19 protein-coding genes and 1 pseudogene are annotated in these 25098 nt (G+C 48.2%); 7 read left to right on the plus strand and 13 right to left on the minus strand.

Features of this window, described 5'->3' with window-relative positions:
• Positions 1–91: 91 nt before the first annotated feature.
• Positions 92–1176: pseudogene (locus ACIDITHRIX25_RS77525) on the plus strand (ferritin-like domain-containing protein).
• Between the two features lie 258 nt (positions 1177–1434).
• On the opposite strand, the gene ACIDITHRIX25_RS77530 reads toward ACIDITHRIX25_RS77525, so the two are convergent.
• The 3 genes from ACIDITHRIX25_RS77530 to ACIDITHRIX25_RS77540 all read right to left on the minus strand — a co-directional run bounded on the left by ACIDITHRIX25_RS77530 (position 1435) and on the right by ACIDITHRIX25_RS77540 (position 4432).
• Entirely contained in the window at positions 1435–2127 is a 693-nt protein-coding gene (locus ACIDITHRIX25_RS77530; protein ID WP_052605217.1) for a response regulator transcription factor, read from the minus strand.
• Between the two features lie 41 nt (positions 2128–2168).
• Positions 2169–3608 carry a HAMP domain-containing sensor histidine kinase gene (locus tag ACIDITHRIX25_RS77535; protein ID WP_201733136.1) on the minus strand — a complete coding sequence of 480 codons (1440 nt, stop codon included), beginning with the start codon at positions 3606–3608 and terminating at the stop codon, positions 2169–2171.
• Positions 3609–3757: 149 nt separating this feature from the next.
• Positions 3758–4432 carry a hypothetical protein gene (locus tag ACIDITHRIX25_RS77540; RefSeq protein ID WP_201733137.1) on the minus strand — a complete coding sequence of 225 codons (675 nt, stop codon included), beginning with the start codon at positions 4430–4432 and terminating at the stop codon, positions 3758–3760.
• A gap of 1386 nt (positions 4433–5818) precedes the next feature.
• On the opposite strand from ACIDITHRIX25_RS77540, the gene ACIDITHRIX25_RS77545 reads away from it, so the two are divergent.
• The 3 genes from ACIDITHRIX25_RS77545 to ACIDITHRIX25_RS77555 all read left to right on the plus strand — a co-directional run bounded on the left by ACIDITHRIX25_RS77545 (position 5819) and on the right by ACIDITHRIX25_RS77555 (position 9901).
• Positions 5819–7198, plus strand: a complete 1380-nt coding sequence (locus ACIDITHRIX25_RS77545) for a type IV pilus modification PilV family protein (RefSeq protein WP_201733138.1) — start codon at positions 5819–5821, stop codon at positions 7196–7198.
• A 52-nt stretch (positions 7199–7250) separates the two neighbouring features.
• Positions 7251–7940, plus strand: a complete 690-nt coding sequence (locus ACIDITHRIX25_RS77550; protein WP_201733139.1) for a PulJ/GspJ family protein — start codon at positions 7251–7253, stop codon at positions 7938–7940.
• A gap of 194 nt (positions 7941–8134) precedes the next feature.
• On the plus strand, positions 8135–9901 hold the full coding sequence (locus ACIDITHRIX25_RS77555; RefSeq protein WP_201733140.1) for a pilus assembly PilX N-terminal domain-containing protein: 1767 nt from the start codon (positions 8135–8137) through the stop codon (positions 9899–9901).
• Between the two features lie 33 nt (positions 9902–9934).
• On the opposite strand, the gene ACIDITHRIX25_RS77560 is transcribed toward ACIDITHRIX25_RS77555, so the two are convergent.
• On the minus strand, positions 9935–10927 hold the full coding sequence (locus ACIDITHRIX25_RS77560) for an NADP-dependent oxidoreductase (protein WP_201733141.1): 993 nt from the start codon (positions 10925–10927) through the stop codon (positions 9935–9937).
• A gap of 958 nt (positions 10928–11885) precedes the next feature.
• Between ACIDITHRIX25_RS77560 and speB the strand changes: the two genes are divergently transcribed.
• Positions 11886–12863 carry an agmatinase gene (gene speB, locus ACIDITHRIX25_RS77565; protein WP_349632172.1) on the plus strand — a complete coding sequence of 326 codons (978 nt, stop codon included), beginning with the start codon at positions 11886–11888 and terminating at the stop codon, positions 12861–12863.
• 285 nt (positions 12864–13148) lie between these two features.
• Here speB and ACIDITHRIX25_RS77570 read toward each other — a convergent pair whose 3' ends face one another.
• Positions 13149–13904, minus strand: coding sequence for an HAD-IIA family hydrolase (locus tag ACIDITHRIX25_RS77570; RefSeq protein WP_201733143.1), 756 nt, complete (start codon positions 13902–13904; stop codon positions 13149–13151).
• Between the two features lie 63 nt (positions 13905–13967).
• Here ACIDITHRIX25_RS77570 and ACIDITHRIX25_RS77575 point away from each other — a divergent pair, with 63 nt between their 5' ends.
• Positions 13968–15200 (plus strand): DUF1015 family protein, encoded by a 1233-nt coding sequence (locus ACIDITHRIX25_RS77575; protein WP_201733586.1) that lies wholly within the window; start codon positions 13968–13970, stop codon positions 15198–15200.
• 154 nt (positions 15201–15354) lie between these two features.
• On the opposite strand, the gene ACIDITHRIX25_RS77580 is transcribed toward ACIDITHRIX25_RS77575, so the two are convergent.
• From ACIDITHRIX25_RS77580 to ACIDITHRIX25_RS77615, 8 genes are all read right to left on the minus strand, one after another.
• Positions 15355–16113 (minus strand): sulfite exporter TauE/SafE family protein, encoded by a 759-nt coding sequence (locus tag ACIDITHRIX25_RS77580; protein ID WP_201733144.1) that lies wholly within the window; start codon positions 16111–16113, stop codon positions 15355–15357.
• Positions 16114–16318: 205 nt separating this feature from the next.
• Positions 16319–17404: a class I fructose-bisphosphate aldolase gene (locus tag ACIDITHRIX25_RS77585; RefSeq protein ID WP_052604277.1), complete on the minus strand. Its 1086-nt coding sequence runs from the start codon at positions 17402–17404 to the stop codon at positions 16319–16321.
• A gap of 42 nt (positions 17405–17446) precedes the next feature.
• Positions 17447–18151 (minus strand): tetratricopeptide repeat protein, encoded by a 705-nt coding sequence (locus ACIDITHRIX25_RS77590; RefSeq protein WP_201733145.1) that lies wholly within the window; start codon positions 18149–18151, stop codon positions 17447–17449.
• A gap of 119 nt (positions 18152–18270) precedes the next feature.
• Entirely contained in the window at positions 18271–19647 is a 1377-nt protein-coding gene (locus ACIDITHRIX25_RS77595) for a hypothetical protein (protein WP_201733146.1), read from the minus strand.
• Between the two features lie 536 nt (positions 19648–20183).
• Positions 20184–20654, minus strand: coding sequence for a Fur family transcriptional regulator (locus ACIDITHRIX25_RS77600; protein WP_201733147.1), 471 nt, complete (start codon positions 20652–20654; stop codon positions 20184–20186).
• Positions 20655–20730: 76 nt separating this feature from the next.
• Positions 20731–21531: a metal ABC transporter permease gene (locus ACIDITHRIX25_RS77605; protein ID WP_201733148.1), complete on the minus strand. Its 801-nt coding sequence runs from the start codon at positions 21529–21531 to the stop codon at positions 20731–20733.
• Between the two features lie 82 nt (positions 21532–21613).
• Complete coding sequence (locus ACIDITHRIX25_RS77610) at positions 21614–22426, minus strand: metal ABC transporter ATP-binding protein (protein WP_052604281.1); 813 nt, start codon at positions 22424–22426, stop codon at positions 21614–21616.
• 9 nt (positions 22427–22435) lie between these two features.
• Positions 22436–23386, minus strand: coding sequence for a metal ABC transporter solute-binding protein, Zn/Mn family (locus tag ACIDITHRIX25_RS77615; protein WP_201733149.1), 951 nt, complete (start codon positions 23384–23386; stop codon positions 22436–22438).
• Positions 23387–23928: 542 nt separating this feature from the next.
• Here ACIDITHRIX25_RS77615 and ACIDITHRIX25_RS77620 point away from each other — a divergent pair.
• A complete protein-coding gene (locus ACIDITHRIX25_RS77620) occupies positions 23929–24852 on the plus strand; it encodes a hypothetical protein (protein ID WP_201733150.1) in 924 nt (307 codons plus the stop codon).
• Positions 24853–25098 lie beyond the last annotated feature (246 nt).

The following is a 25098-nucleotide window of genomic DNA, read 5'->3' on the forward strand; positions in this document are numbered from 1 at the left end:
AACTTGAAATCTTTGCACATCTCCACCAAAATGTTTCGTGCCTAACGATTCCCTGTGATATCTTAATTATTAGGCATCAGGGGGAGCAAAAATGACTACTAAACGCTATGTCCTTCCAGTCGAATTGACAGGCTGGAAGACCAAAGACGACACCGGAGAAGTTCATTTCAGTTGGGACTATGACAGCGGGCGCGAAAAGATGCTCAACTTATACGACAAGGGTAAGCGACGCCAGTGGGACGCCCAAATTAGAATTGACTGGTCAGAGACGATCGACATAGACAATCCCTTGGGCACAGAGGACCACTTCGTACCCATTTGGGGTTCGCCAATGTTTGACAAACTAGATGCAAAAGGTCTAGGCGAGCTGAAGTTGCACCTGGCATCATGGCAATTCTCACAATTTCTCCACGGCGAACAAGGGGCTCTCATATGCGCTTCTAAGATCGTTCAAAATGTGCCGGACATGGATTCGAAATACTACGCAGCTACCCAGGTGATGGATGAGGCACGCCACGTTGAGGTCTATTCAACCTACCTAAATAAATTAGGAATTGCCTATCCAATCAACCCTAACCTTCGCTCCATCCTTGATGATGTTTTAAACGACTCTCGCTGGGATATGACCTACCTAGGCATGCAGGTTCTAATCGAGGGCCTTGCCCTTGCAGCTTTTGGCATGATACGTAATATGACAGGTAATAAACTTGCTCGAGACCTGACTGCCTATGTTATGCAAGATGAGGCACGCCACGTAGCCTTTGGGAGAAATGCACTCCGCGACTACTACCCAAACCTAACAGAGGCCGAACGTCAAGAGCGCGAAGAATTTTGCGCCGAGGCATGTATAGCCATGCGCGACCGATTCTTAGCCAATGAGGTCTGGTCAAACCTAGGTCTGGATACCAAAGAATGTGTCCAATGGGTAAATGAATCCGAGTCGCAAATTGCATTTAGAAGTTTGCTCTTTACAAGAATCGTACCCATCCTAAAAGATATTGGACTCTTCGGTAAAACGATGCGCGACACCTTTGAAAAGATGGGGTTCTAGGCTTCGCCGAAGTTGACATCGACCAAATTATGGACGAAGACGATCAAATAGCTAGCGAAATCGATAAGGCAAGGGTCGCCGACGTCGACAAGACCGTTGCCCTTGGCGCACTGGAAGACCTATAATTCAAGGCAATAACCAATTGTAACCATGAGCCTTATGGCTCCCATAAGGCTCATGGTCTAGATGAGAAACCACCGATACGGCCTACATTAGCGCCATAAAGTCGACGAACTGTCAACGAACTTAGGGCCACTAAGAGAACGAGTTAGCCTTGTAGTTCTAGCGCCGCTGTCAGCTATGAATAATCTTTGGAGTCCCGATAAACTCTTGCACGGTCTATTCCCGGAACAAAAGCTCTAAAGATCTACCAGATGCGAGATTCATTGCCACCTCGAAGATGGCGGCAGAAACCTATATCCCGCACCTCGCACTGTCTGAATCAAAGAATCATGGTGAGGTATATTGATCTTCTTGCGCAAATACCCGACATAGACGTCCACTATATTTGACCCAGGATCAAATGAATAGTCCCAAACATGATTGAGAATCTGAATTCGAGAGAGCACTTGACTGGGATTTCGCATGAATAGCTCGAGTAACGCCCATTCGCGTTGAGCCAATTCAATGCGACGTCCGCCTCTAAATGCAACTTTGGAGACTAGGTCAAAGCTGACATCGGCCACCTCCAGAGTTGTAAGAGAGGTCGTCTCAAAGTTTCTTAGAGCTGCGCGAATTCTAGCCAAAAGTTCATCGAAGGAGAACGGTTTGGTTACGTAATCAGTCGCGCCAGCATTTAGGCCTTTCACCTTCTCGGAAATCTCATCTCGAGCAGTAAGAATAATTACCGGCTTTGAAAACTTCTCCGACCGCCAATGCGCCAATACAGCCTTGCCATCCTTGCCCGGCAAACCAAGATCGAGCAGTACCAGATCGATGTCGTCGCGCATCAGTGGAACCACGGACATCGCCGAATCACCATCTTGAATCAATGTCGTTGCGTAACCTTCAGCACGAAGCCCTCTGGAGATAAAACTCGCAATCTTTGGATCGTCTTCTACAATGACAATATTCACGCTTGCATCCTCACATCTCGAAATTCGCTCATTAAAACCGCCTATAGCTCATAGTCGTCATCTGGTATTTCAGCCATTACCAACGGAAGGAGCATGGAAAAACGTGCTCCACCATAGGGGGAGACCTCAAGAACCACACACCCCTTATGTGCCTTCGCAACCGCATCGACAATTGACAGCCCTAACCCTGCTCCCTTTTTATAGGGTTGAGAGCCCCGAGCAAAGCGAGCAAAGATCGCATCTTCCATTCCAGTTGGAACCCCTGGTCCGCTATCAGAAACTGATATCTCCAAAACCGAACCCCGAGTGGTTGCACTAATTTCTATTACATCATTCATTTGGGTCACTTTGACTGCATTTTCCACCAAATTCAAAAGAGCGCCACGAACTTTTGCAGCATCAAACTCAACTACTAGATCAGGAGGCTCTTGATATTGCCAATTACGGTCAGCAATCACAACTGACGACGAGTAAAGATCCGCCATAAATGATCTAAAGTCAACTGGCCCTCGAAGAATAAAATCTCGCTCCATAGTGCGTCCCAAAAGCAGAAGCTGATCAATTAGATGGCTCATAAAGGTTATCTCTTCCTTAGCCGCCTCAAAGCTCTCAATATTGTCCTGCGATAAAACTTGACCAGAGCGCGCTATGAGCTCCAAGTTCCCGTTGATTATGGTAAGCGGGGTCTTGAGTTGATGTGAGACATCCGAGAGAAGTCTCTTCTGTCCCTCCATCATCTCATCCAGTCGATTCAGCATCTCATCAAAGGTCTTGGCCAAAGTACCAACTTCGTCCGTTGCCCCGCTGTAATCGATTCGCCGGCTTAAGTCTCCATCTGCGATTCCGATTGCTGCATTTGTGATTCCGCCCACGGTCTTCATCACACGTCGCAAAAGAAGGTATCCACTGCCCATAGTAAACAAAAGTGCTATCGCCGCCTCGAAGAGCACCAAAACCAACATCTGATGCATCTGAGTTATCTCTTGAGATAGGTCCGCAGTTGCAATGAAAACCCCAAAAGGTCGTCCGCTAATCAATATCGGAGTGGCCACAACCAAATATGGTACGCCAAGCGCGCTGAACGTCAACACCTTGGTAGTCGTAGGGAAATGATAGACGAGATTCTTTATAGGGCCGTCGGGAAGGACTCCTTGAGATCCCGTAGAACCCAAAATAGGGTGACCAACAATTGCTATAACTATACTTTTTTGACTATTGAGCTGATGCTCAATCAGGTATGTTTTAGAGTAGATAAAGACATTGCTTGACGTAGAGGTACCAATCGCCCTTTCATATTCAGCGACCTCGTCAACCAAGTTTTGTCGAACAAGGGCGACCGAACGCTGTCCAAAAGTCTGAGAGACCTGAAGCACTACCAGACCTAAGACACCAGAGGTCACGATAAATAGGGCAAGAACAAGACGTGGGACCGTGCCGATTCTTCTCTTTATACGCCGTGTCTTAGGTGAACTATTTTCCATTGCACAACCACAAAGACTCAATGCATTGATTTGAGGAATCAACAGCGCCAGTATTCTTTAGAGGTTGGCACAGGTAGAAGTGAATCATATTTACTCGCATGACATACCAGGCTTCAATCATCTAATAAAAAGGTAAGAGACTCTGGCTATCAAGAGTCAGACTTCTTCGTTGAGGTGGAAGGCGATGACGATATCGAACTCGAAGACGAGCTCAAATCACCACCCGACGAACTCTTGGAATCCCCTGTAGCAGAGGTAGTTGTTGTCGATTTATTAGAATCAGCTGAGTCACTCGATGCTTGAGTTGTGATGGTTGCGATTGATGTCGAAGGCGCAGTGGCTGTTGCCAGTGTAGTCTGAGGTGCCGGCGTGGAGACAACAGGGGCGACAGGCTTTGAATCCTCCACCGATGATGGCTTCGAATCAGCCGAATCATAGGAGTAAACCTTGACAGTGGGGGTGACAACCTCTAGGTTCTGGGAGTTAGCCATCAACGATGTAGTCGTTGTGGGAGTTGTCGTTGAAGACGATCCAACCAAAACGGTGCCCGAGGTAACCGAGGGCGAGGTAGTAACTAGCGATGTTGAAGAGGTGGTTGTTATTGTCATTGTGCTTGGAGCTATCAAAACTGCACTCGGCAGCGCTCCAGGTCCGCTACCCAAGATTCCAAAGTGCATATAGGCCGCTATGATGCTGGCACCCAATATCATAGGCGCGACAAACCCGGCAATTCGAAGTGACTTCGAGGCTCGAAACCCCATTGGCCATGAATTACCCTTTTGTGGCCTATTGTGACTAAAGTCTGGCCTATCATCGCTGACCATTTAGATCATTTCTCAATTCTACAAATATCTCAAAGGTACAAAATCCACGCGCCTTAGCCAACCACAGCCAAGACGGGATCTGTGAATATTAAAAAGCACTAACCTCATAACAATTATGGTGGGACTATCCCCGGCAAAAGATTAATAGCTCATGAAAATTCTCTAATCAACTACCCGCCACCTAAAGCGATCGAGACTCACACGGCTTTTGGATCAGCATGAACATGACTATAGTGCACTACGGCTTTCCTGGACAATCTTAGCCCAAGGAGCTCAAAGAGTAAGAGCAAAGACAGCGGCAATCGGTCCGCTTTCATATCGATGCGCTGGACCTTCCGCTTCGCCAAGGAGAGATTAACAACCCAATTCATCCACAAAGGGCCCTGAGCTCATTCGTATAAGCGATTTCGCATCTGGTGGCAAAACATAAAACACTTTTTAAGTTAAAAGTCCCTCAGTCATTTTGACCAAAGAGCTATTTCGCCCAACACGAAAACCCATTTTACGATCATGACACCAATCGAATTAGAAGATTCTTGCTGTCATGACAAGCGGTGAAGGAATACTCCCTAGGAAACAGTGGCGCAATCGGATTATTTACCACCCTCGATGACATCAACACACCTACTTTTAGATTTCTAACGCCGCATCAAAGGTCGAACATGGCACGACAAAGAGCATCTGAATCTACCTTCGCCAAATGTAATAACTGACTCTGGATTTGTCCAGTTGTCTCATGCGTCAGAGATTACCCCAAGTCAGAAGGAATGCCATTTGTCACAAATGAACCACATGGACATAGGCAATCGATGAACCAAGATTCAAGGCTCCCGAGGCAAGATCCACTTAAAACTCTTTGAGGTACCAAAAGAGCTAACCTTATTCAAAGATATGACCATCAAAGGCGATGGTCATCCAGCCAATCCAGATCGGCTACCTTCGGCTACCTTCAGCTTTCTTCGGCTCTGAAGTACCCCCATAATTTGTCGCGACATACAACACCACGACTCCAAAACTACAATTTAGAAAATGTGTCTAAAAATTCCGCGCCTATGAGCCAAGCGAGCGCCCTAATAAAGCTATAAAAGCACCCCTAAATATGGCGGCCAATCGACTCCGCCTATCAAGAGCAAGATCTTGCGAACACACCAGCGACTCTGTTAATCTCGACAGTCCCTCATTGCTTTGGGGTTGGGTTATGAAGCGATGCAAGATGGCGCTCAACGTGGCGCTCAAGCCAAAAACTCCTAGGAGCTACAGGTCTGACCTGCCCTAGTGAGATTTACCTTTTGCTAACAGCTCTAATATGAATCGCCCAGCCCATCAAGTCGCAATAAGGTAAAGATTTACGCAAATATCGCCGATAACACTCCGGTGAGCACAAGGATGGCAATCAAAACTTCCTCGACACGCTACAAAAAAAGCGACGATGGACTGAGCATAATAGGGATAGTTATCGCTGTCACTATTTTGCTACTCACGTTAATTCCAGCCACCAAACTATTAGAGGCCACCATTGGAGTCTCTGGGAACAACAGAGATCGTGTAGCAGCTGCTGGATTAGCCAACTCGTCACTAGAAACAATCAGACTTCTAGCGAATTCGAACTTCACGGGTTTCGTCAATGCCAATCTAGGGACCAAGATCACCACACAAAAAGTTGGTCCTACAACTTTTACAATTCAAACAGAGCTAGCCTGGTCGACTGGAACACTTACCGAGCAAGGATGCGCCGTCCAAGGTACCTCCAAAACATACAATCAACCGATAGTTGAAGCCACAGTATCCATCTCTTGGGTCGCCACACCACCAACCCCGCCTGAAATTGCAAACGAAATTATCATTCCACCTCCTCAGGCCTATGGTGGACCATCCCAATCAGGTTCATCCACCACGACTAGTCCATATTCGCCTTCGAGCGGTAATCTTTCCATCGACATATCCAATGCGGCCAATGGACCAAGCTCGGGAGTTTGGGTCCAAGTTTCGAACTCCACACAAACTCAAACCGTCGCAACTGACGCCAATGGGTGTGCCTTTTTCCCATTTCTCACGGCAGGCGCTTATACCGTTAGCCTTCCATCCAGTCTCAACCCTGGTTATGTCGACAACTCAAACAACCCGAATCCCTCTGTCTCTGCCACCGTTACCTTAGGAAATACTACGTCGGTACAGTTTGCCTACGATAAGGGTGCATATCTCTCCTTGGGCGATCCCAACAGCGAGCAACTAGCAGTTGCATCTGGACTAACCGCTGCAAATTCACAACTGCCCGTAGGTGGCTCGTCGAATGTCACGCAATCAAACAACCCCTCAAACAACCTCCTATGGGGTCCTCTCTTTCCCTTTTCCTCAGGCTATCAAATTTGGCTGGGAAGTTGCTACACTCTAAATGCAGTTCCACGTTACCCTGCGCTTTCAAGCACACCGATAATATCAGTTACCCCAGGTGGAACCACCGCCATATCACCGACATATGCAACCGTGACAATAACCGCGACCATCAACGGTTCACCTGCCACAGGTGATACAATTCAAGCAATTCCGGTGGCAGATACAAGCGGTACGCCTTGTGGAACTTCGACGCCAATCTCACTGGGGCAGATAGGAACTTCACCTAGTACAGCTTCAAGCGTAACTTCATATCTTCCTCTTGGCTATTTCGACCTCCAGGCGGTCGATTCTAACAATACTGTGGTCATTCCACCCTCATCTCCCGTTTCGATATTGGGTGGTGGTCCAATTGCTTTCACAATCGGAAACTAAAAAACGAAGTCAATGGCGAACCAAGAAAATAACAACCACACAAAAAGGAGGTGTGGGCTTTGACGACGCGGGCCTTGGTTTGGTAGAAATCCTTATTGCTACATTTCTCTTTGGGATTGTATCGGTTATGACTTTCCAAATCATAAACACCTTTGCGTCAACCCAAGCTTCGATCACCAACAGTTCAAAGTCAAGCGCGACCGCGATGACCGCGATGAATCAAGTTACCCGTAGCATCAGGAACGCGCAGACCCCAAGTAACCAAAGCAGTCCGTTTGTCTCGGCATCCGCCAATTCTATCGATTTCTATACATACGATTCAGCAACTAATTCCGACGTCGAAATGATAATAAGCGCTAATCCCATAACCGGAACTTCGTGTCCATGCACTTTAACCCAGGAGACCATCAATCCTGGCTCATCCAATACGACTTTAGTGTTGGCAACGCACCTAGCTAATGACTCCATCTTTTCATTTGGGACGATTACCTCTCCAACCTCGATCTCAATCTCATCTCTTGCGATCTCCGGATCAACAACTAGCGCCAGTACGCTCGCTCAGATAGCTTCAGTCTCGATAACTTTGGTGGAAGCGGTCGGCACCACAGCACAATCATCCACCATTACCAGCACTATTGGAGTTTTTGGCTATGGATCAAATCAATCGATCGACACTACAACAACTACGAGTGGATCAGAAAGCGAATCTACTACAACAACTAGTGGATCCTCGGATAACTGATGACGAAAGAGAACGCAAACCGAAAGTTACTAACACCACGAATAAACGGCCCCAAACCTCGCTCTTTTTACCAAATTTATTGACCCAGTATCCCAAATGAAACGATAAAACATCTGCGGATCAGCCACATAAGTTTAAAAAAGAGAATTAAGAAACTTGAAGCCACGATCCGTCATAAAAAAAGGGAAAGAATAATGAAGGTCACTTCCAGAAAAGATCGGATGACGAAGCAGGCCTACCGCGGGAGATACTTATCCAAAAATAATCGTCACATTCCCAATAGCGAACGAGGAGATTTGGCCATCATTGTGGCGATATTGGCGGTACTCCTACTGAGTGCAATTCCGCTGGCCACTTATGCTGCTACCGTAAATCAATTACCCCTTACGCGAGGATCACAAGACTACCAAAGCGCTCTAGGAGCGGCAGAATCTGGCGTTACTGACTACCTCAACAGGATGAACCAGATAGCACTAAATCAAGCTGGAAACTACTGGAAGTACTCTGCATCTAATCTACCGCCTGATGGAAATGGCGCATTTACCGGGTGGGTCGCGGTACCCGGGTCAACAAATGAGTACTTTCACTACACTCCAGATGCCTCTAATACGGCTTCAACAGGTATCGTCTATCTTACGTCTACAGGCATTGCCCTTCACGGAGCCCAAACACAAACAAGAACAATTAAAGTAGCTCTGCGGACGAACGGCTTCTTAGACTACCTCCTTATGACGGACACTATGATGGTAGATCCCTCGCTAGCTCCTAATTTCGATAGTGCATTTAACAGCGCTAAAGCTGCCACCACTGAATGTGGATACAAATTCTCACAACCCAATGATAACGCCGCCGGATCGCCGGCTGATTCCGACTCTGACAGTTATTCCTATGATCAAAATACCACCGGACCAGAGCGGTATACATGCTATGGACTCATCAATTACTACGGTACCGGACAAATCTTCAATGGGCCGTTGATGACAAATGACATGTACTACCTATACGGCACCCCGCAATTCAACGCTCGGGTTTATTCTGGATCAACAACAACTAGTGGATACTCTTCCCACCCATACTGGATCGATCCACAAAATGCATATTTCGATATGAACTCTAGCGACAACCCCACCTTCATCCATCCTGGAGATCCCAGTCACCAACCAGCACTTGTCTTTCCTACCAACAACAGTTCATTAGCGAACGCAGCAAAAGCTGGCGGTTGCATCTACTATGGACCAACTTCGATTGTCTTTTTAGGATCATCAATGAGCGTCTATAGCCCTGAGACATCATCCTCAGCAACAAACGCTGGATGCACCGGCAGCGGCAATTTGCCATTACCAGCTAATGGCGCCATTTACGTAAATTCGCTACCATCCGGTCAAAGTTGTCCAGTAAATACCCAAATCACCGTTGGAGGAAATTCATTCGACTGCAGCCAGGGAGAAGTTGCAGTACAAGGTACAATCACCGGAGGGATCACAGTTGGCTCTTACAACAATATCTATATCGATGGAAACCTCGAATATACCAACTGCGGGAGTTCTTCATCGAATGACGTCCTCGGTCTAGTTGCGCAAAGCTTCGTCAAAGTCTCCTCGAATTTTGCAAACGACAACATTACGCCCGACAATTGCTTTTCTCAACCAAGCACAAACCCTGTGATAATGGCCGCGATCCTAACGTTGAACGATTCTTTCGAGGTCCAACACTTTTGGGACACATCTAGAGGGGTGCTCGGGACAATATATCTTGACGGATCTCTGGCTGGCAAATACGCAGATATCGAAGGTTCGTTTAATAATGGCGCAACGGTTTCAGGCTACAACACGACCTATACCTATGATCCTCGTTTGGCGTATCTCACCCCGCCCTTCTTTTTGTCACCAGTAAATTCTGCCTGGAAGACGGTCTCCTCGGTGGAGACCGTCAACCCAAGCGGACTTCCAGCAATACCCTAGACATAAAAGTATGAAATTGTCATCTCGGACTATCTAGAGGCGAACTACCATCTTGCCGGTATTCAAACCAGAAAACAGGCCCATAAAGGCCTCAGGAGCATTTTCTAGTCCATCCACAAAGGTCTCATCGTAGGTGAGCTTGCCATCGCTAATCCAGCTAGAGACATCTTTCAAAAATTCATCTCTGCGACTGCCGTGATCACTAACTATGAAGCCGGTAATGGTCAATCGACGCTGGATTGCCCGAAATAGATTTCCAGGTCCAGGCTGATAGGTCTCGTTGTTGTACTGTGAGATAGCGCCGCAAAGTACCAGTCTCGCAAAATCATTGGTTGCTTCAAGAGCAGCAACTAGGTGATCTCCTCCTACGTTATCGAAATAGACATCGACGCCATCGGTAGCGGCCTCCATAAGTTGGTTCATGATCGGTGCTTCCTTATAGTCGATAGCTACGTCGAAGCCCATTTCAATCAGACGCGCGCACTTCTTGGAACCACCGGCACTTCCTATGACTTTGGCCCCAGCAATCTTAGCCATCTGACCCACAGCCGATCCGACAGCGCCACCAGCACCTGAAACAAAGACGGTCTCACCTTTCTTAGGCTTGCCTAAGTCAAACAATCCCACATACGCAGTCATGCCAGGCATTCCCAAAATGCCTAAATAGGCACTTGCCGGGATACTCGAGGTTGGAATCTTTAGCAGGTGCTTAGCCTCGGCAACGTCATAGTCACGCCAGGCAAGCATTCCGGTAACCAAGTCTCCGACTGCAAAGCCTGGTGTATTTGACTCTATGACCTCACCAACTCCTCCTCCGGCTAGTGGAGCATCGATAGCAAATGGAGGTACATAACTCTTAGCATCATTCATACGACCGCGCATGTAGGGATCAACCGACAAAAAGAGGGATTTTACCAACACTTCACCCTCACCAAGTGAAGGCAATTCAACGTCGCTACGGCCAAAATTATCCAGAGTTGGATGACCTTTAGGGCGCGAACTAAGTATTATCTGATGTGCTTTCATAATCTCAACTAACTTTCCTTATCGGGTAATTTCAGGTCCTGCCGAAGCTTTGGAGCTAACGCAGTTTCTTCAATCACTCAACCACAACTTTTCCAATACAACGATAGTCCTTAAATTGTCCCCAAATTGCTCAGATTGAAATCCCGAAAACTTTTAGAGATCGAAATCTCCATTACGAAGTTTGAACCTTGCTCATCTTTTCAAATGCAAGGTTTCGATAAAATCAAAGACGTAGCGGCAAAGACATCATGTGATTTCTTAAATACCCAAGCGAAAATTAGATGACATCCGCGTATTTGGATGCAAACCCGAAGTTGTAAAGCCATCTTACCTAGATATCTCCGAGTGAGTAAGAAGTACTAATTTGACAATCAGTTGCTAACAATAGAACCCAGATAGATTTCACCATGCCAAAGAGGCAAAAGCGACAGAGGCAAAAGCGACAGAGGCAAAAGCGACAGAGGCAAAAGCGACAGAGGCAAAAGCGACAGAGGCAAAAGCGACAGAGGCAAAAGCGACAGAGATGAGGGAGATGAGGGACTAAATCCACCCTATGCTCGAATTACTCAAACCATTAAAACCAAGTTTGCATAATACTCTCTCTGCTAAAAGAGGTAGCAGACCTTATTGCGCTGGGAGAATGTAGTCAAATCTCAACATAAGATGGACCATAGCTGTCGCTCTCGGCATCAAACTAAACCATGCCTTGGGGCTCATAGCGCGCCAGTTCGTTGGAATATTCAATAAATAAATTGGAAAACCTACAATACCTACCACCCTTATCTGTCAAGATTTACCAAGAAGCCACTCGTAGCATTCTGACATCTGACACCTAAAGCCGCTCCGAAGGGACATAGAATCGCGCTTAGGAGATATTAGGTGTCCACCTTCTGTAGATTTTCACTAGTGACAAGACGAAAAGGATCACACAATGCCAAAGAGAGAGCTCAAACCAGGAATGGCCTCCCAGCTCGATACCGCGTCTTACCAGGGTATTGCCACCTTTGCCCAGAGACCGCTGCTGACAGAACCCTCAGAGCTCGATGAGTGGGAGCCAGATATCGCCATAGTGGGTGCACCTTGGGACGACTCAACTACAAATCGCCCAGGCGCACGATTTGGCCCACGATCACTGCGTGCTGCTGCATATGGGCCCGGAACATATCACATGGACTATGGGATCGAGATCTTTGAAGAGCTCGAAGTGGTCGACTTCGGCGATGCTATCTGCTCGCATGGAATGTGGGAGGCATCTAGAAGTGCTATCGAAGAACGCGTCTATGAAGTTGCATCTCGAGGAATAATACCTATAGTTATCGGAGGCGATCACGCTATCACGTGGCCCAGCGCGACGGCCGTCGCACGAGCTCACGGATGGGGAGAGATCGGGATAATCCACTTCGATGCCCATGCCGATACTGCCCTTGAGATAGATGGCAACTATGCGAGCCATGGCACTCCCATGAGACGCCTAATAGAATCAGGTGCTGTCCAAGGACGCCACTTTGTCCAAGTTGGCCTTCGAGGCTATTGGCCACCAGCAGAGACCTTCGAATGGATGGGCGAACAAGGTATGCGATGGCATACCATGAATGAAGTCTTTGAGCGCGGCCACCATGCTGTGATCACAGATGCAATCGAGGAGGCAAGCGCTTCGCCCAAAGGAATATACCTCTCAATCGACATAGATGTCCTTGACCCTGGATTCGCTCCCGGAACTGGAACCCCTGAGCCAGGAGGAATGGCCCCAGTTGATCTATTGCGAATAATTCGACGCATCACCAGGGAAGTCAACGTGGTCGCTATCGATATCGTGGAGGTCTCGCCCCCATTTGACTGGGCCGAACTCACAATAAACAACGCTCACCGATGCGCACTTGAATCGATCGCTGGTATCGCTATGCGCCGTAAGGATCTAAGATCCACCCAAAAATAGGTAGATTCGCCTTATAAATTGGCGCTCCTTATCTTCCTGGAATGTTCTTGGAGCACAATGTTCTTGGAGCGCCAAACCAACGAACCACAGCCCAAACCAAAAAGAAGCGCCCAATCAGAGATCTATCAGCACGACTACCCAACCCCAAATTCTAAGGTCGTCTAAAACCCAAAAGATCTATAGCCATGCCAAAGAGCGACTTATCCTCGAACAGACCGTATGGCCAGCTCCAAGGTCGATCAACCACGTAGCAATCAACCACATAGCCGACTGATCTCACCTGCCTCATCTGACAATTGCCTCGTTGACCAATTCCGAAAAGTTAGCGGCAATATAAGCCGGCTTGGACTCTCCATCTGGAACACCTTTAGATACGCCCGAAAGCACCAATCCAAAGCCGCAGGCAAGCTCATTGGCAAAGGCGCCATCGGTCTCAAAGCGATCTCCCACCATGAGGGTAGGCTGACCAACTAAATCCCTTATAAGTTTCGCCATGGGCGCGCTTGGCTTTCCAGCAACCAGTGGAGCCTTTCCTCCAACTGTGGCTACAGCTGCGACCATCGATCCGGCACCTGGCAAAAGACCACCAGTGATTGGAAATGTAGCGTCGGTGTTAGTAGCTATAAAGGTTGCACCATTTCGAATTGCATTTCCAGCCCGGCTCAACTTAGCATATGAGATCTCTCGATCTAAGCCAACAACTACCACATCGACATCATCGTCATCTACAACCTCTACGCCCCTATTGGCCAATGCGTCGTTGATTCCAAATGCTCCAACCACATAAGCCCGACTCCCTGGGGCCACCATAGACGCAGCAGCCATTGCGGAGGTAACAAGATTTGTCGCTTGAATGTCAATTCCGAGACGTTCAAGCTTTTGAGAGTATTGTTCCTTGGTCAGGGTTGAATTATTTGTAGCAAAGGTAACGGTTATACCGGCCCTTACCAGCTGAGCGACCGCCTCGATCGATCCTGGAATTGGATCATTCAATAGCCAAATCACTCCATCAAGATCTATTACCCAATTCTCTTCCGTCACCGCTTAGAGCCTTTCTAAAGTTGCTATCCGTTACGTCCACTAGGTCTAGCTCAACAAAATTCAATAAAAGTTGCAGGCGATCCATTCCGAGCAAATGGCCCTTGGAGACCAACAACCACTCCAACCACTCCAACAAGTGCAACTAGAAGCTATAGAGTCTATAGTTACCATGACACCAAAGCCAAGCAAATGGCCCTTTTAAAGAGTGGAGCTACACTATTGCATAACTTTCGCGACTTTCGTGCCATCCGCGCCAACACAGAGGAACTCTCCTTTGCACGGCTAAGTTCAAATGAAGCCTTCGAACCAGATGATCTTGTCGAAGATGAAGAGTCAAGTTATTACCTCTATGAGATCTCCAAATGGTCACAAACCTGTGAGCCACTAAGGGTTATGGGGGTAGTTGGAATACTCAGGATGACAAATCTCCCAGATCAAAAGGGTTACGAAACCGAAATAATCACAGATGAAGCTCTCTATTCATCAACAGATCCATTTTCAGAGATCCTCACCCACGAACAAACTCTAGATGAGGCGACAGCTAACTTTACTATCGCTCCTTCTCTAGCTAAAGAAGGAGTTGGGCCTATCTGGGCCTTAATAGACAGCGAGATAATCCAAGAGGTAGCGCCCATGAAAATCGGTCCAATCTCTCGAACCCAAGATGACGATTCATACGCTCATAGAATCTTCGTTCTACCTCAGCCAAGTGCTAAAGCACTCATCAAAGAGGCGATCGAATCCTCCCAAATAATCCTAGCCGATGGCCATCACCGCATCCAAAGAGCAAAGGTCGAACTAGCCAGTCAACCAGCCGGATCCGCTATTGAAATGATTGCCTTTGTCTGTGCGATAGACCAAGCCTCCCACCTCATCCGGCCAATTCATCGGATATTCTCAGTATCTTGGAGTAACGATGAGATCGAATCAGCACTTTTGGAGCTAAAAGAGCACTTCACTGGGGCCTCCATCGATCTACCTGGGCCATACGTCACACTGATAACTTCAAATACAAAAATGAAACTTCCAATTTCATCGTCAATATCGACTGCACTTAGCCTTGTCGAAGAACGCCTTGGCGCAGACGAAAGCGCAAAAATAGAATATTCAAGCGACAAAGACTATGCGATCTCAAAGGCAACGGCACCTGGGGTGATAGCGATGATCTGTCCTAAAACTCCAATTGAAGAGATCGTAGATAGTGCAATCAACCACAGGCCACTCAGAGCGAAATCGACTCTCTTTTACCCCAAACCACTTCCGGCTCTCATACTCAAAGAGGCAGATAATCAATAGTCAAAATAGCTAGTTCCAAGGAGGAGACAACCACTTCCTAGACGAAGGAGATCCTCGGTGCCTTCTCCGGGTCGATCCCATCTAAAAGGCCTGTCCCCTCTATAAGGTCAGTCTCCTCTAAAAGGCCAGTTTCTTCTCATAGATCAGTGCCTTCTCATAGGTAGGTCTGGTAGAACAAGATAGAACTGACGCAAACACCAAAAATAACAATAGAGATACGCAAAACTCTCGCGCTGAGACGACTAGCGATCTTAGCGCCTAAGAATCCACCCAAAATGAAGCCGATCGCCATCACACCAGCGTCCAAGAATGCAACGTGGGTGACTAAAACATAGATCAGATCGCCCACTGAAGCTATCACTACCGAGAGCGTGATCTTTAGAGCATTATTGTTCTGCAACGTCTCATCCGAAAAGATGGAGAGAATGGCTAGAAGGATGATACCTAACCCTGCGCCAAAATAGGATCCATAGATCGCCGAGATACCAATGGCCAAGGGCATGACCCATTTGCTCTTTGAACTCACCTTTGAGAAAGAGACGAACAAAGAGATACGCTCTTGAAAGACTAACAGCGCACACGCGCCTAAAATCAAAAATGGAACCACAGCGCGAAAGTATGATACCGGCGTTGTGAGCAGTATCACAGTACCAACGACAGATCCAAAGACACATGCAATCGAAGCTTGAATCAAACGATGCCGTTGATGAGGCAGGGCCCGGCGATATCCAATGGTCCCACTTATATATCCAGGAAGCGAGGCCAAAGAATTTGTTACATTGGCCACTATCGGACCCAGGCCGACGAAAAGCAGTGCTGGAAAGGAGATCAGCGATCCACCACCGGCAATCGAATTAACGGTACCCGCAACCAAACCAGCAGCGACCAAGAATAGAAGGTGTGCGATATTCAATTAAATTTCCTGGAGTTCACCAAATAGCATTCGAAAATTACCGCTCTTTACAAAAAGAAGACCCAAGCATCTCACTTGGCATCGAAAATGGAAGTTCCAAATTAACGACAAAGATCGAGATAGATAGGGTCTGCTAATAAAAGTCGGCGCCCTCAGCATTAGGGGGCGCCGACGTAAGCGTGAGAAAAGACTCTACTTTGAGGGCTTATGCAACATCGATAGATGTGTCTAGATAGACATCTTGGATTGCATTCAAGAGCTCAACACCTTGGTTTCTCGGACGTTGAAAAGCCTTTCGGCCAACTATCAAGCCACTACCACCTGCGCGCTTGTTGATAACAGCCGTTCTAACTGCCTCGGCTAGATCGGTAGCACCTTTGGATTCCCCACCGGAATTGATCAAGCCAATTCGACCATTGTAACAATTGACTACTTGCCAACGCGTTAAATCGATTGGGTGATCGGTAGTGAGGTCACTGTAGACCAACGGGTCCGTCTTCCCAAAGCCGACCTTGATGTATCCGCCATTGTTTTCCGGTAACTTTTGCTTGATGATATCAGCCTCGATAGTCACACCCAGGTGATTCGCCTGCCCAGAAAGGTCAGCAGATAGGTGATAGTCAACCCCGTCCACCTTGAAGGCATTATTTCGAAGATAGCACCACAAAACAGTAAACATCCCCAAACGATGAGCCTCCGCAAAGGCGTGGGAGACCTCCTGGATCTGACGAGTAGATTGCTCTGAGCCAAAGTAGATAGTGGCACCAATGCCAGCCGCTCCTAGATCCCACGCTTGGCGAACTTGTCCAAACATCACTTGATCAGGATTGGCTGGATAGGTTAGAAGCTCATTGTGGTTGATCTTGACGATCATTGGGATTCGATGCGAATAACGACGAGCAACAATTCCCAATCCACCCAAGGTTGTGGTCACTGCGGAGCACCCTGCTTCGATAGCAAGGTCACATATGGCTGCTGGGTCAAAATATTGTGGTGCCTTAGCAAATGAGGCGGCACCCGAGTGCTCAATCCCCTGGTCAACAGGAAGGATAGAGATGTAGCCGGTGTTGGCCAGACGACCATTCCCATAGAGAGAAGCGAGCGAACGCAATACCTGGGGAGATCTATCTGAGAGCGCGAAGATCTCATCAAGAACATTTGCTCCAGGAAGAGTCAAACTCTCCTTAGGAATTCCCACACATCGATGCGAAAGGAGATCTTTCGCATCGTCACCCAACAATGATTCAACGTCTATCGTCAACGTCAATTCCTCCTCAACAGCTCTTGGCATCCTCGCCAATATCCTAGCGAATCAAATAAATGCGACTACAGGCTAGCGCAGGTCAGCCAGTCTCTCCGCGACGTCATATATTCCTGGCTCCCATGTTGTAATCTTACGAAACAGATTACGGGCATGCTCTAGATCTCCGACCTTTTCATACAGATCAGCCAGCACATACCACTGGCGAATATCGATCAGTCGTGGCTTTACCCGCCGAACGGTCTCAAATCGAGAAAGCAGAGCTATACCTTCGGTATATTTCTTTTGATCCGACAAAGATCCTGCCAAAACAATCCTAGCTTCAGCCATAACCTCAGCCGAAGGAGAGACAAGGCCGACTTCCTCATAGATCTCGCGCACCTTATTGTGGCGACCCATTGCTCGATAGCAGTCCGCTATCACAGGTCCTTGATCGACAGAGCCAGTCGTTGAAGCAGATGCCTCAAGCTGCTCAATCGCAAGCTTCCACTTGCCCTGGCGATAATAGGTTAGACCTAGCACCTCTCTTATGCTCTGAGATACAGGAAGATGCTCTAGAACAGCTACTAGGTTTCGCTCAGCGTCTTTGTATCGATCTGCTTGATAGGCTCGGATACCCTCTGCGAGATCACGTCGAATTTGATTAACCTTGAAGGTAGAGAGCCCCTTTGGAGACTCGCGCAGAATAATCTCATCGACGTTGTATCCAACAATCCCACCAACAATGCGCCTCTGACTCTTTTGAGCCGGAACCTCAACTTCAGGCTCTTGTGCCACCTGAGGTTCCCACTTTTGCAGTGGTTGCGGCTGAGTGTATTGGCTCTCGTCGATTTGATCTCGAGTTGAATGAAGCTTTTCATCTTCTCGAGGCGCTACATGGGCAGCTCCCTTTTCGGCTACTCCGCCCCAGGATTTACCTTTAGTCTCGTTATCTCTAAAGGATCGATCTCCGCCTGGACGATCTCCGCCACGACCTTGGTAACCGCCACCTGAGCCGCCACCAAATCCACCTCGGGATCCGCCACGGTCGTCGCGTTCACGGAAGGAACCACCACGGTCTCCCCGGTCTCCCCGGTCTCCACGGTCTCCAAATGGCTTGTCTCTACCTGGTCGATCTTCACGGGATCTAAACGGACGATCTCCGCCGCGACCTTGGTAACCGCCACCTGAGCCGCCACCAAATCCACCTCGGGATCCGCCACGGTCGTCGCGTTCACGGAAGGAACCACCACGGTCTCCAAATGGCTTGTCTCTACCTGGTCGATCTTCACGGGATCTAAATGGACGATCTCCGCCTGGACGATCTCCGCCGCGACCTTGGTAACCGCCACCTGAGCCGCCACCAAATCCACCTCGGGATCCGCCACGGTCGTCGCGTTCACGGAAGGAACCACCACGGTCTCCCCGGTCTCCACGGTCTCCAAATGGCTTGTCTCTACCTGGTCGATCTTCACGGGATCTAAATGGACGATCTCCGCCTGGACGATCTCCGCCGCGACCTTGGTAACCGCCACCTGAGCCGCCACCTGAGCCGCCACCAAATCCACCTCGGGATCCGCCACGGTCGTCGCGTTCACGGAAGGAACCACCACGGTCTCCCCGGTCTCCACGGTCTCCAAATGGCTTGTCTCTACCTGGTCGATCTTCACGGGATCTAAATGGACGATCTCCGCCTGGACGATCTCCGCCGCGACCTTGGTAACCGCCACCTGAGCCGCCACCAAATCCACCTCGGGATCCGCCACGGTCGTCGCGTTCACGGAAGGAACCACCACGGTCTCCCCGGTCTCCACGGTCTCCAAATGGCTTGTCTCTACCTGGTCGATCTTCACGGGATCTAAATGGACGATCTCCGCCTGGACGATCTCCGCCGCGACCTTGGTAACCGCCACCTGAGCCGCCACCTGAGCCGCCACCAAATCCACCTCGGGATCCGCCACGGTCGTCGCGTTCACGGAAGGAACCACCACGGTCTCCCCGGTCTCCAAATGGCTTGTCTCTACCTGGTCGATCTTCACGGGATCTAAATGGACGATCTCCGCCTGGACGATCTCCGCCACGACCTTGGTAACCGCCCCGGCCCTCTCTGTCTGATGTGGTGTTAGCACCTGGGACATATGGGGCTCTAGGCTTACGTTCAAAGGAGCCTCTCCCCGAGTCGCCTTCACCCTCGGAAGAACTTGATCGAAAGATCCGCTTTGTTCCTGGATCGCTCGATCCCCCTTCGCCGTCAGGTCCGCTTCGCTTACTAGCTCGACCATCGCCCTTGTCATTTTCAAAATCTTTATTACTACTCACACTGATTCTCCGTTATACGACTTTCAAGGGACGATGGGACAGATTTACGGTCGATGTTTGACGACCTAGTGGCTCTGACCATGCCAAGTTGGCAAAGTTAAAGATTCTACCATCAAAAAGCCAAGTCCCCTACCACAACGCATCGACAAGCAATCCGATCGAAGGAAATTACACCGCAAGGGGGCCTTCGGCCCTGGCATCTAAGTAACAATTTAAAGCTACGAGTGCTTATACAAAAGTGAACTATTCAAGTAGGATCGACCAGCAAGAAGGCTCTAGCGGCCAGCGCAATTGAGCTGTGTAATTGAGCTGTGTAATTGAGCTGTGTAATTGAGCTGTGTAAGTGAGCTGTGTAAGTGAGCTGTGTAATTGACTAGCGCAACCAGCCAGCGCAATTGGCCAACCGGTAGATAAGTAGCTCTAGTGCGCCGCCAAAGCGGACAATCAGTCAGCTTCCAAAGTGATAAAAGATATCTTATGGTAGATCTTGAGGTTGAGCAAGTTTGAGATTTCACCTCCGAGAAATCTCAAAGCTACACCGCTGACACCTTCCCTCAATCTCGATGGTGTGAGAGATATCGGTGAATCCAGCCTGTTTTGCAACCTCATTAGTCCAGCTCTCAACTAAAGCAGCTTCGATCTCAATTGCATCTCCACAATCTCGACAGATTAGATGGTGGTGATGAGAGGAGAGGGAACAAAGTCTATAAAGCGTCTCGCCTGAGGGAGTGAGGACAGAGTCAATGTTCCCCGCCTCCGCAAGAACTCGAAGCTGCGAATAGACCGTAGTCAGCCCAACTCGATAACCTCGCTCACGCAATTTGGAGTGCAATTCTTGGGCACTTGAGAAGTTTGAAGCCTCTTCCAAGACCTCCGAGAGCGCCTTTTTTTGACGGGTCGCACGCCCCCTTGCCTGAGTAACCTGACCGCTAGTTAAATTTGCATCTGCCCCAAGGTCATCACCTGAATTTTGAACTTCCATCACCCCATCCAATCATCAAATAGGGTCTGTTGGACCCAGCTCGCTACCCAATAATGCAACAATACGGCAAAATCAACTAGAGCGCTCGGACAATCCTAGAACGATCATGACGAAACCATGAAAATCCTCGGACACCTAGGTAGACCAAGAAACCTATAGCAGTTATAAAAAAGCTGACAGGATATGGCGAATAAAAGGCCAAAAATAGGCCAATCCAAGTGATCAATAATCCAATAGCTATCGAGTAGACGAGACCCAACAGGGGACGACCAGTCAGTCGCACTCCTGCAGCCGCAGGCGTTACCAAAAGCGCAAAGATCAAAAGTACGCCAATTACCTGAACCGCAATCGAGACGGTAAAGGCAACCAAAATCATAAAACCAAGCGAAATAAGAGTCACATTCGCACCAGATGCACTTGCGACTTCTTCATCGACAGAGGCAAAGAGCAAAGGATGGTAGATAATGATCACTACCGCCAATACCGCCACACCTGAAATAACAGTAAAAATTACATCTGAAGAAGATATCCCTAAAATCTGTCCGAAAAGAATGGAGTAGGCCTCTGAAGAGTAACCCTGGTAGAGAGAGATGAATAAAATTCCAAGTCCCAGCATGAATGCCAAGACTATCCCGATCTGAGTATCTCTAGATGCTGCCTTCTTGCCTAATGCTCCCATGAAGACCGCCCCACCCATGGTGAAGGAGAGCAGACCCACAATAGGACTCAAACCCAGATAGACAGCGCCGGCTGCTCCAGCAAATCCCACGTGAGAGAGTGCATGGGCTGCAAAGGCAGACTTACGGATAATGACAAAATAACCGACTACTCCTGCCACAATGGCTACAATCGTTCCGGTTTCAAATGCATTTCTCATGAACGAAAAGGTCCACATAAATGAGAAATCAGAGAACAAGTTGATACCAAAAGTTGAGCCACTCGTAATAGAACCAAAGATATTAATGGTGGTTACCTCCTTCTAGCTCGCTAAAGATCGCAATTCTGCCCCGATCGTCCCTAAAGACCTCGACCGACATTCCATATAGCCTCGAGAGGTTCTCCGAGGTAAAGACTTCATCTGGAGTTCCCGTAGCGACCTTATGGTTGGCGATGTAAATAACCCGATCCAGATAGGGCAAAAGAGGGTTCAAATCATGTGCGACTAAAAGCGCAGTAACGTTATGACTCTTCACCAAATCCGATATGGCTTGGGCTAAATTGGCCCCGGCTCTCATGTCGAGATTTGCCAAGGGCTCATCGAGCAAGAGCATCGAAGGCGATCGAGCCATCGCTTGAGCCATAAAGACCCGTTGAAGTTGACCCCCAGAGAGTTCGTGAATCCGTTTGCCTATGAACTCCTCAGCGCCTACCAGCCGTAAGGATTCCTCTACCAGTTGTCTTGCTCGAGCCTTCTTCGCGCGAGAGACGGGACCAAAGTTACCTCCAAGTAGCGCCAACATAGCAAACTCTCTAACGTCAATCTGAATCTCAGAATCTATGAATCGCCTCTGGGGCACATAGCCAATTTGACTTCGCGCATTGGATGGAGCTCCTCCAAAGACTTTAAGATCACCCTCCAATATTTGAATATTCCCAAGCAAAGCACGAAATAATGTTGTCTTTCCGGCACCATTTGGGCCAAGTATCGCCACAAACTCCCCTTGGCCAACGCAGATATTGGCACCGGACCACAATAGGTCTTGGCCGTATCCGACTCCTAGGTTCTTGGCCTCTACAACCATCTTTGAATCGTTTGACGTCACATTAGACATATCGATCTATCAACCCTTCTGGCCTTGGTTTTTAGTAGTTATCGATCGACCAAGTGCACTTGAGATACGATCGATCTGAGATCCCATCCACGCTTCAAATGTCGCACCTACGGGCTCGATGATCTCAGAAATCCCCACAACACCGATTCCTTTCCTGATGGCCATGGCCCTGATTGAACTGGTAAGTGGAGTGATTGTTTGGGTATTGTAGATCAAAAGGCGTGCGCTATGGCTACGTAGCTGCTCCTCAAAGGTGACAACAGACGAAATTGGAGGATCGTTTCCATTGGCTATCGCAGCCATAAAGCTCAAAGGTGAGATCAGATTGAGGCCCGAAGCCCGCGCAAAGTAGACAAAAATATCCTCCGTGGATGCAACAGCCATGGAGTGATAGCGCCGAGATAAATTAGCTAGGCTTTGATAGAGCACGTCCAATCGCTTTGAGACCAGGCGAAAATTCGCCTCAAAATACGCCCTATGCGTAGGCATGGCCTTTATCAAGTCGCCTTCCATAACAGCCACGATTCGACGCACGTAAGTTGGGCTGTACCAGAAATGTGGATTCGCTCCAACACCTTGTTTTAGCACTGCAGCCACATTTAACTCCTGTCGAGTCTTCGACGGTGTGGCGCCTAAGACCTTGGCAGCCCAATCATCGTATCCAGCCCCATTGATCACAACTATCGAAGCGGAAGAAAAGGCTCTAGCTACAGAGTTCGAAACTTCATAGGCGTGAGGGTCGGCATTTGGATCTGTGATGACACTGAGAACATGCAGATATCTGCCGCCAAGCTGCGACAGGAGACTTCCCCACGTATCCTCAGCAGCTACAGCAGTAATGTAATTACCCTTGGACTGCGTCAAAGCTGATGTCGAGGTGGTTCCACAGCTAGCAACCATCAAAACAGCCAGCATTATAACGATCGCCCTAATTAACTGGAGCCGGAACGTCTTCACCATTACTTAGCACTCTTATCCGAAATCATTACGATTAACACTATCCATAATGATAACGGTTACCGATAAAAAAAAAGTCCCGCACGGACAAGCTTAAAGATCAATTCCGGGCCAAATTAACCACTCCATGAGACAACGAATCCAACGAGGCAGACAAATTGCCTGCTAGTAACGTATTCGATGGGGTTCCATGGTGCTACGAAGCCTTGATCGTCTGCAGCCGACGATGCTTGATCTATAGATCGAGGGAGTTACTAATCAACCAGTTCGCCCTAGCTCGTGGTCTCGATGCCAAGATGATCGCTGAAAAATCAATTATCTGCTTGATAGTCTCGGCTCCTAAAGTCACATCCATCGATAAATTGGACAAAAAACCATCAAGTTGGCTCCCCTGTTGGCTTGTGATCATTAATTATTGGCAAGACAAAATAATATGACATAACTGCCATTTTCCAACTAAAATAAAAATTGCCAAGATCTCTCAGATCAAAGCGCCAGCTAACCCAAAATCCATGGACCGCCCAACTATCACAAAGCGAGCTAATTTGTCTGAGTTGAACAATAATCAAAGTAGCGCACTCAAAACAATCGTGAAGAATCCAACTCGGGTAGATGAAGTCATAGCGTATTTTCTCACACCGAGTCTGGCCGGAACTGCCCAAAGAGCGGCCGCTAAAGAGCTAGAGTTGAAAAAAGAGCCATCTCTAGCAGCGCAAGCATCAACAGCTCGCGCGATTCGTCGAGCACGGATCGACGGTGCAATCTCAGGCACCTCGCTCTATGCGGCACTCCCTGGGGCGTTTGTATCGGCAATTTGCGCACAAGTTACGCTCGTGCTCGAGATAGCCCAAATCTATGGCCACGACCCAAACGATCCCGCCCGTGTCGGAGAACTTCTATATTTTCTCGGGAAATATAAGGACATAGACAGTGCACATTCCGGGGTGGAACTCGCCTTGAATCCACCCGAAAAAGAAAAAACAACTCGCAGCATCTACGGCCTCCTTGCCACAATCAAGCAACTACCCGAACTAGCTGGGGTCACCTTCAAATCGTTCAAAAGCGCGACCAGGGCGCAAAAGATCAAAATGATCCTCACCTATAGTTGCATGGTATTGCCACTTGTAGGAATTCCCTTTTGGAGCTACAGCTACTCACGCCAAACAAGAATGCTCTCTGACGCCGCCCAAAACTACTATGGCAACCCAAATTCATCTTCACAAAAAGTAAAAGTCAACTACGACTCGCAAACCTTTAGCCTCTCTGATCGTATAAAAGTTGGCTTGGCATTGGCGAGCATTACTATCATTCTGATTGCGGCCACCATCGCGATAGCCCTCAGTGGTCTGGGACTAAACCATCGAACGCTACTTAAACTATTTGTTGGAGAAGCACTTCTAGTGGTCTTTTCGATACGCCTATTCTGGTTGACCAAAACAATTGAATTTCAGAGAAAACCAATTCACTAAATCTCTATAAACCAAGCTCCACCTCGAAGGAATCGATTCACATTTGAGGGTCCCAAGAATTATCCCCCACTTCTATACAAAATCTCAATCAAAAAAACCGAAACCTAGAGATGACTCGGTCGAAAAATTGCAGAGAACAAGATGAGACAGAGACTGAGTCCAACTAAACCAAGTCACATCCAGCTGTAATCGGCCCTAGACACCAAGCAGGGCCACGGTAAAGACAAAGCTAAATCTCAGGCTACC

It is taken from the genome of Acidithrix sp. C25 (assembly GCF_904848545.2).